Annotated in this window: 8 protein-coding genes; 6 read left to right on the forward strand and 2 right to left on the reverse strand. The window is 50.5% G+C overall.

Annotation, left to right across the window (positions count from 1 at the left end):
* A partial coding sequence (locus tag A3751_RS02530; RefSeq protein ID WP_068451724.1) for a TonB-dependent receptor domain-containing protein occupies positions 1 to 1,919 on the reverse strand: 1,919 nt, incomplete at its 3' end.
* 217 nt (positions 1,920 to 2,136) lie between these two features.
* Between A3751_RS02530 and A3751_RS02535 the strand changes: the two genes are divergently transcribed.
* The 6 genes from A3751_RS02535 (at position 2,137) to A3751_RS02560 (ending at position 6,974) form a co-directional block, all read left to right on the forward strand.
* Positions 2,137 to 3,075 (forward strand): energy transducer TonB, encoded by a 939-nt coding sequence (locus A3751_RS02535; RefSeq protein ID WP_068451729.1) that lies wholly within the window; start codon positions 2,137 to 2,139, stop codon positions 3,073 to 3,075.
* A 20-nt stretch (positions 3,076 to 3,095) separates the two neighbouring features.
* Positions 3,096 to 3,719 carry a MotA/TolQ/ExbB proton channel family protein gene (locus A3751_RS02540; protein ID WP_068451733.1) on the forward strand — a complete coding sequence of 208 codons (624 nt, stop codon included), beginning with the start codon at positions 3,096 to 3,098 and terminating at the stop codon, positions 3,717 to 3,719.
* Positions 3,716 to 4,132: a biopolymer transporter ExbD gene (locus tag A3751_RS02545; RefSeq protein ID WP_068451737.1), complete on the forward strand. Its 417-nt coding sequence runs from the start codon at positions 3,716 to 3,718 to the stop codon at positions 4,130 to 4,132. The genes A3751_RS02540 and A3751_RS02545 overlap by 4 nt, the downstream gene beginning before the upstream one ends.
* Positions 4,132 to 5,076, forward strand: coding sequence for a hemin ABC transporter substrate-binding protein (locus A3751_RS02550; RefSeq protein ID WP_068451740.1), 945 nt, complete (start codon positions 4,132 to 4,134; stop codon positions 5,074 to 5,076). The genes A3751_RS02545 and A3751_RS02550 overlap by 1 nt, the downstream gene beginning before the upstream one ends.
* Positions 5,077 to 5,104: 28 nt before the next feature.
* Entirely contained in the window at positions 5,105 to 6,124 is a 1,020-nt protein-coding gene (locus tag A3751_RS02555; RefSeq protein WP_369819949.1) for a FecCD family ABC transporter permease, read from the forward strand.
* 85 nt (positions 6,125 to 6,209) lie between these two features.
* Positions 6,210 to 6,974 (forward strand): ATP-binding cassette domain-containing protein, encoded by a 765-nt coding sequence (locus A3751_RS02560; protein WP_068451744.1) that lies wholly within the window; start codon positions 6,210 to 6,212, stop codon positions 6,972 to 6,974.
* A gap of 127 nt (positions 6,975 to 7,101) precedes the next feature.
* Here the strand turns inward: A3751_RS02560 and A3751_RS02565 are convergent.
* Positions 7,102 to 7,954: acyl-CoA dehydrogenase (locus A3751_RS02565; protein WP_197466127.1), on the reverse strand; the 853-nt coding region annotated here is incomplete at its 5' end.

Below are 7,954 nucleotides of genomic sequence, written 5' to 3' on the forward strand. Positions count from 1 at the left end.
TTCGGTGCCCATGAGCCATAAACATCTAATGTGGTGTAATCGTCATACACTAGCTGAGTCGTGTTGGCCGAATAGCGGGTTTTGTCTTGGTCTTGGGTATGAATAACGCGCATACCGAGTTGCGCCGAACTTGAGAATTGATTGGAGAGCTGAGCCGTGATGCTGTCTGCAGGGATGTTCGTGAGATCCTCCCCTGTTTTCTGGTCTTTTCCGCGAACCTGCCCATACGCAATCCGACCTTCAACGCCGGCCAAAAGATAGCTTGCTTCTAGCTCGAAACCATTTAGCTGAGCTTTATCTACATTGGTGTTGTAAGTGGTCCCCGCGTTTGGCGGCCCCATGCCAAATGAAGGTGGCTCGACGATCTGCGAAATAAAGTTATCGACGTCATTTCGAAAAACAGACGCGCTCACTCCCACGCGATCAGCACCAAGCCATTGCGTGTCACTCCACTTCACCAGCAGCTCTTTGTTCTCTGCCGTTTCCGGATCAAGATCTGGCGTTGCGACGAAGGTGTTACAAAAGCCCGGCCCCATACAAAAGTGCGCGCCGGTGGTGTATAGCTCCTCAGCTGAAGGAGCGCGAAATGCTTGGTCATATCGAAGCGCTACAGTGAGCTGTTCACTTTGTCGCCATACCAGAGCCGCAGAGCCCGAGAAATCATCGTCGGAGTTGCTCTGATTCAGGTTCTTCGCCTCAGATGAGAAATCATCATAGCGCGCACCCAACTCCAAGCTGATTCCATCCCCTCGCGCACTGGCGCTAGATCCATAAAGGGGTGCGACGATCTGTGCATATAAACCCGAAGTAGTCGTAACCGCACCAGGAACGATTGGGCGCGTTCCAGCGACACCAGAGCGCTCACCATCAAAGTGCGTTTCTTTCGTTTCGGCACCGGTTAATAAAGTAAACCCATTGAAGCCCGTTACATTATCAAGCGATAGACCAACGCTATCTTGCTCTGTTTTATCTGCTCTGTTGTCGCTAATACGCGATTCGTCAATGGCAATGCTGTCCCAATAGGCTTTCGCGTTGAACGTATTACTACCGTCTTTGTTGACCCAGTCATAATCAATGTTTGCAGCTTGGTTTACTTGGTCCCTCTGAAGATTAAATACACTTGTACCGTTGATGGCGGCCGAGCCATTGGAGGGAACCTGACCTGCAAGCTGCTCATTTCGATAGCTCAAGCCAAGACTTTGGCTATCAGCAACAAACCAGTTTTGCTTCACCAAAACACCCTTTGATCGCTCTGCAGAACTCTCAAGCGTGTCGCCATTGCCAAGCGTCATATCGTCGCCATCTTTGTAGTAGCCTGATAGCAGCCAGTCCAGATCTCCAGAGCGTAGCCCCAAACCCGCAACAACATCCTGTTGCTGGTTATTTGCGTTGTTCGCAAGTTTTACAAACCCGCCCTGCTTGCGATCTCCAGCAAGCAGATCTTCAGGGTCAATCGTTTCTTGTGCGACGACGCCGCCAATTGCGCCGGAGCCATAAATACTCGACGCAGGGCCTTTTACCACCTCAACACGCTTGATCAATGCCGGATCGAGAAAATAGCTCGCCCGATGACCAGATTGAAATGCTTGGGGCGCGCCATCGATTGTTTGCAGCACTTTGTTGCCGCCAAGTCCTCGGATATTGACAGACTTTACCGAACTCCTTGGCCCGCCCGACTGAGTAATATTCGATTGTGAGTCCAAGGCATCTGCAACACTTTGCACATTCTTGTTTTGTGGCTCGCTCATCTGAATAACAGACATCGGGCGCGCTGTGTTCTGTTCGGAATCCTCGATTTTAGTGGCCGTTACGTTGACCTCGCCTAGCGAGAATAGCTCGGGAGATTGTGCCTCTGTCGCTAACAGCTCAGCCGAGAAGCTTAGTGCCAACGGTAGAACGACGTGACTTCTTTTACTCATCTTTCAGTGCCTTGTCCTGGTGTGTTGTTGAATTTTCAGGAGGCACAGTATCAGAGCTAATTTTTATTGTAAATACGAATTGTTATCATTTAGATTATTATTGACGTTTAATGACCAAGCCTCTATGCTCTGCTCACTTTCATTGGTGGTGCACCAAAAAAGAGAATGCGCCAACCATTATTCTGCACAAGCAAGGCGACTGAAGGACGCACTAAACATGCATGCAAACACGAACCTACTGGTCAACACGCTTCGGGGCGCTTTCATATTGGGCGCGCTCGCTCTTATCTTGAGCCCTCTCCCAGCAGAGTTTGCTTTGGCGGCCCACGCGAAACCGACACCCCATTCCAAAGCTGAACCAATGCAACACCAGCAATTACGCCTTGCTCGCTTTAAGCTGACAGAAAACCAACACCTTGCCTCCCATCAGGCTCAAGCTCGCGCACCGGGTAAGGTCACAGATCACACGGCAAATCACACAGACCACAACCAGACCGCCAAAAAGGACACGGCCAATAGCAGCGTATCCGACTCGCGCTCAGAGCCTTTAAAATCAGCGCATTCAAAATCAAAACCTTTAAGCTCAAAGCCAAGAGCATCAAAGCAGCCAACACCTGCTCAAGCACACGAGGCAAAAGTACACCAAACACCAGAGGGTGAGACCTTCACCAACAACCCGCTCGCCTCACAAACACGAAGCGGGCGCAACGTGGAGACCACGCACTTGGCTTCTAAAGAGGCTTCCAAAGAGGTTTTCAAAGAGGTTTCTAAAGAGGCTTCTAAGGCAGTTACTCAGCTAGATACTCAAGTGGACAGTCAGACGACATCTGCGAGCAGTGAACAAAACGCGTTAGGACGACCCCATGCAGAGCCGCAGCCGCTGGTCAGAAAACCGCTCTTCGCTACGCCACCAACACCTCCGACCTACCCGTCCATGGCTCGCCGCCGAGGTGTGGAAGGAACCGTGGTCATTGAGGTGTCTTTGGATGCGCTCGGATCTCAGACACATCTAAAAATACAAAAAAGCTCTGGAAACCCACTTTTAGACAATTCTGCGGTGAATGCCGTCAGAGAATGGCGCTTTCTGCCGCATCAAGTGAAAGGTCTAGCGATCGCTTCTCGCGTGCACATTCCCGTTAGATTCGAATTGAATTAAAAAGGAAAAACAGAGCCCCCATGAATATCTATATCTACCTAGAAAGCCAACTGGACATACTCACGTTACCCTTGCTCATCATGGCCTTAGCCAGCATGCTCATCATACTTGAGTCCACAGTCCGTCTGACTCACATCTCCCTGACCAACACGCTGGTAAAAGATGCGCACAGGCAAATGACAAAGCATGCCGCGCAGCCAGTAGAAGTTCGAGATACGGTGGTAGAACGTTTTCTTCAACAGCAGCTAAACAGGCTATCGACGGGCCCCTATCTCTTGCAGATGCTTGCTGCACTCGCACCTGTCACGGGCCTGCTCGGTACGATCATCGGATTAATTTCCTCGTTTGATGCTGTCGCAAACTCAACAACCGGCGTGAATCCGGCATTGGTTGCAGACGGACTTGGTATTGCGATGAAAACCAGCGCAGCCGGCCTGCTAATTGCGTTGCCTTGTTTGTTATTTTCCAACTTATTTCTGCTGTGGGCGGAGAAAATCACCAACCGAGCCGTAAACGCGATCAATGCACTGTCACTTCAACAATCAAGCGCAAAAAGCACTCTCAATGACGACAGCATGTGTGAAACATCAAATAGTCCGATCAAGACACCCGGCTATGCAAACGCGCTCAGTGAAGCAAAATGATCACACTCAAAACAAAGCCACGAAACACGGCACTATTAGATCTGACCCCGTTAATCGACATTGTGTTCATTGTGATTGTTTTTCTGCTGCTCTGCATGAATAGCCCAATAATCGAGCTGCCCATTTCCTTACACAAGGAGCAAGAGCAGGCTCCGATTCGCGCAGAGCCTGCGAAGGCCGTCGTCGTTCAGATTTATCCCACGGCGCCCTTCTATGCGATCGCCGACCAACGCTTCGCAGATTTTCAAGCGCTTAAAAAAGACTTAAAAGAACGCATTAAACACTCGGGAAACAGCATTCCCGTGCACATTGCGAGCGACGCCAAAACGCCCGTTGCACCGCTACTTACGCTGCTCAATTTCCTAAATACACACTCAATGTCTAATACACATATACTTATGGAGAAACAGTAATGCGATTCATACCTGACGCGAAGCGCTCTGGCATCAACATCGTGCTCGGAGCAGGCTTGGCTCTCGCTCTTTTTATCATGCATTCCCTAGCATACGCGCAAACGAATGCGCCACGTATCATTAGTGCTGATCTCGGCACCACACAGATACTACGCGCACTTGGCTTAGCAGAGCACGTTGTTGCCATTGACCTAACCTCTTCCAGAGAGGAGGCGTTTCATCATCTACCGAATATCGGTTACCACAGACAATTGTCACCCGAAGGTTTGTTGAGCCTAAATGCGGATGTCTTGATCGGCTCTTCACTCATGGGGCCAGAACGCACGCTTGATGTGCTTCGAGAGACACACGTTAAAGTTATCCAGCAAGAGACGCCAGAAAATCTAAGCATGCTAACCAACAATATCTTCCAGATTGCCAAGGCATTTCATCTTAAAGATGAGGGGCTAAGCGTCGCAGAAAAACTGGTAGAAAAAGACACTCGCCTAAGCGCGATGACGGTAAAGCACTCAACCGCTGTATTCCTATTAGATATGGGTGGCGCAAATGGCAGTATGGCCGGCATGGGTACCAGCGGCGATGCTTTCATCAAGCTGCTTGGCATGACCAATCTAGCGCAATTTAACGCTTACCGAGAAACGTCGGCAGAAACCTTACTCGCCATGCAACCTGATCTAATTATCACAGCGAGCCGCAACATATCGAGCGATCAGCGCGATCAGCGCAATCAGCGCAATCAGAGCCATCAGCGCAATCAGAGCCATCAGCGCAATCAGAGCCTTCAGCACGATCAGAGCCTTCAGCGCAAGGTTGGCTCGGTGTATGGCATTCCGGCAATCAACATCGATGCAAGCAGCCTCGTCGCAGGAATAAGTGTAGCCGCCATAGACGAAGCCCTTCGGGTTAAAGCCCTCCTGTCTAACGTGATAGCAGAAGCCCATTAGAGCCATGCGGATTCCTTTTCAACTTCTGATGATCACTTTACTGCTTAGTACCCTTGCGGCCTCAGTGCTGTCTGGGCTAACGGGCGCCGTTCAGATTAGTCTAGGCGACGCGATAGAATCGATCATGCAATCAATTACGAGCGCAACGGCCGGCCAAGCTGCAAATGTGAACAGTGAAACTAGTCTTTCGACATTGGTGCTATTTGAACTGCGCATACCGAGAATCGCCCTCGCACTGATGGTCGGATGCATCTTGGCGCAATGCGGCGCGGTGTTACAGGGGCTATTTCGAAACCCCCTCGCAGATCCCGGCATTATCGGAGTGTCTTCTGGTGCAGCGGTAGGCGCTATCATTGCAATCGTATTACTGCCGGCGAACTGGAAAGCCTGGAGCGTGCCGGTCTGTGCGTTTGCCGCCGGACTCAGCGCGACACTCTTAGTGTATACACTGGCCCGCTCAGCCCGGGGAACATCCGTCGTTATTTTATTGCTTGCTGGCGTTGCTGTGAGCGCGTTCTCGGGCGCGGCCATCGGACTATTAACCTATTTTGCAGATGATAACAGCCTGCGAGAACTGAGCGTTTGGCAGATGGGATCATTATCAAAGGCAAAAACAGAGCAGTTACCGCTCGTCTTTGTGTGTTGTCTCGCACTCATCATTCTATTCCAAAAGCACATCAATGCACTCAATGCGCTGCTCCTTGGCGAGTCGGAAGCCCGGCACATGGGAATTGATGTCGAGCGATTTAAACGAAACACCATCGTATTGGTTGCCATAGGTGTGGGTATTTGCGTCGCCTATACGGGGATTATTGGCTTCATAGGTTTGGTCGTGCCACATGTTGTTCGCATGTTATGCGGGCCAAACCATCGCTTTCTTTTACCCATTAGTGCCGTAATGGGTGGATTATTACTTATTCTCTCGGACTTACTTGCACGCACACTCATCGCACCATCGGAGCTGCCAATTGGTCTGATCACTGCGTTAATTGGTGCCCCGTTTTTTGTCTCTTTACTGCTACGCGAACGCAAGCGGTGGGCGCTATAGCATGGGCAGAATGGGCGCTCAAACGCAACAGACCAAACGTAACAGATCAAACCATTCCAAAGCAAAACGACATGGGTGAGAAAATATGAGCATGCTATCAATTGAGCGTTTGTCTGTAGGAACAATCGACAAGCCACTGTTCACGCTAGAGAAACAGGGGTTTGATAAGGCTTCTTTTTGGGGAATAGTCGGCGCGAATGGCGCAGGTAAATCCTCGTTTCTCAAGGCGATCTCCGGCGATCACGCGTACAAGGGAGAAATACGCTTCCACGATATCGAGCTGCAAGAATGGGATTCGGTTGAGCGCGCTCGTCATATTGGCGTACTCCCTCAGTCGTCGAGCCTAACCTTCTCGTTTAAAGCGCAAGAAGTGGTTTCTCTGGGCCTAACCCCCCTTTCACTCAACCATCATGAATCGAAAAAATTGGTTCGAGCTTGCATGCAGCGCTGCGACTGCGAACATCTCGCTGACGCAGAATACCCCCTGTTATCTGGCGGCGAGCAGCAAAGGGTAAATCTCGCCAGAGTACTGGTACAGATTAGTCATGCGGAACGCACTCCACTACTGTTACTTGATGAAGCACTTTCTGCGCAAGATTTGGGTCACCAGCATCAACTTTTACAGCTCATTAAGAGCCTCTGTATTGAACAAGAGATGCTGATATTGGCCGTGCTTCATGATCTTAATCACGCGCTAAAGTATTGCGATAACACGATGATCATCCACCATGGACAGATCCACAGCACTGGCTTTCCGACTCAGGTCATTGATGAGAAGGCATTAAAGACATGCTGGAACTATGAAGCCGAGTTTCTAAGCAATCGCCAAGGACGAGCTGTCGTCGTATAAGCTCGGATAGACCTTGCCGTATGCCTTGTTGTGATCAATTTTCTCTATACACCATGACCGGGGCATGCCCACAAACAAAAAGCCCCAACGTAAGCTGGGGCTTTTTTACACTTTTGGGCTGAGAAACTTAGAACTCGGCCTCGGCAAAGTCCATCAAGGTTGCTTTGCCCGCTTCAATATCCGCAGCCAAGGCATCCATCTCTGGAAGATACAAACGGAAGAAGTGATCCGCAGCCTTCTTTTTACCCGACAGATAATCTGCACTGTAACGACCTTTCGTACCTTCATCATCTGCTTGCTCAGCCATGCGAGCCCAGAACACCGCAAGCGAGGTGAGTGCAAACATACGCAACAGAGGTGTAGCTGCAGCACCCGCTTCTTCCAGATCTGCCATCAACGTCTTGGCAAGCCCCATCAGCGTTTTGGTTAATTTGGCAATAAATTGCTCGGCCAGCTTTTTGTGTTCAGCTGAAGCCCCTTGGAGCAACTCATTCATTGCGGCCAAGTAAGTGCGAGGTAAGCGTCCACCGCGCATCGTCAGCTTACGCCCGATCAAATCGAGTGCCTGAATACCATTCGTGCCTTCGTAGATTCGTGCGATTCGACCATCTCGCAACAATTGCTCTACCGGCCAGTCTTGCGTGAAGCCGTTGCCGCCCATCGACTGCAAGGCAGAATCACAGCTGAAGTAGCCTTCATCGGTCAAGAAAGACTTCACAATCGGCGTCATGATCTGGAACAAATCATCTGCTTTCTCTCGCTCCGCCTCATCAGCGGCGGCATGCGCTAGGTCTTGCTGATAAGCCGACCAATACGCCATCGCTCGGCCACCCTCGATCAAGACCTTTTGCTTCAAGATCATACGTCGCACATCAGGATGCACAAGAATAGAGTCGGCTGGGCCGTCTGGGTTCTTAGGACCTGCAAGCGAGCGACTCTGTAAGCGGTCTTTCGCGAACGCAAGCGACACTTGATAACCG

Source organism: Oleiphilus sp. HI0080 (assembly GCF_001635135.1).

What these genes read in the sequence shown, in the direction of transcription:
- A3751_RS02545 (WP_068451737.1), top strand. Translation starts at nt 3,716, where the DNA reads ATGATCACACTCAAAACAAAGCCACGAAACACGGCACTATTAGATCTG.
- A3751_RS02535 (WP_068451729.1), top strand. Translation starts at nt 2,137, where the DNA reads ATGCATGCAAACACGAACCTACTGGTCAACACGCTTCGGGGCGCTTTC.
- A3751_RS02550 (WP_068451740.1), top strand. Translation starts at nt 4,132, where the DNA reads ATGCGATTCATACCTGACGCGAAGCGCTCTGGCATCAACATCGTGCTC.
- A3751_RS02540 (WP_068451733.1), top strand. Translation starts at nt 3,096, where the DNA reads ATGAATATCTATATCTACCTAGAAAGCCAACTGGACATACTCACGTTA.
- A3751_RS02560 (WP_068451744.1), top strand. Translation starts at nt 6,210, where the DNA reads ATGAGCATGCTATCAATTGAGCGTTTGTCTGTAGGAACAATCGACAAG.
- A3751_RS02555 (WP_369819949.1), top strand. Translation starts at nt 5,105, where the DNA reads ATGATCACTTTACTGCTTAGTACCCTTGCGGCCTCAGTGCTGTCTGGG.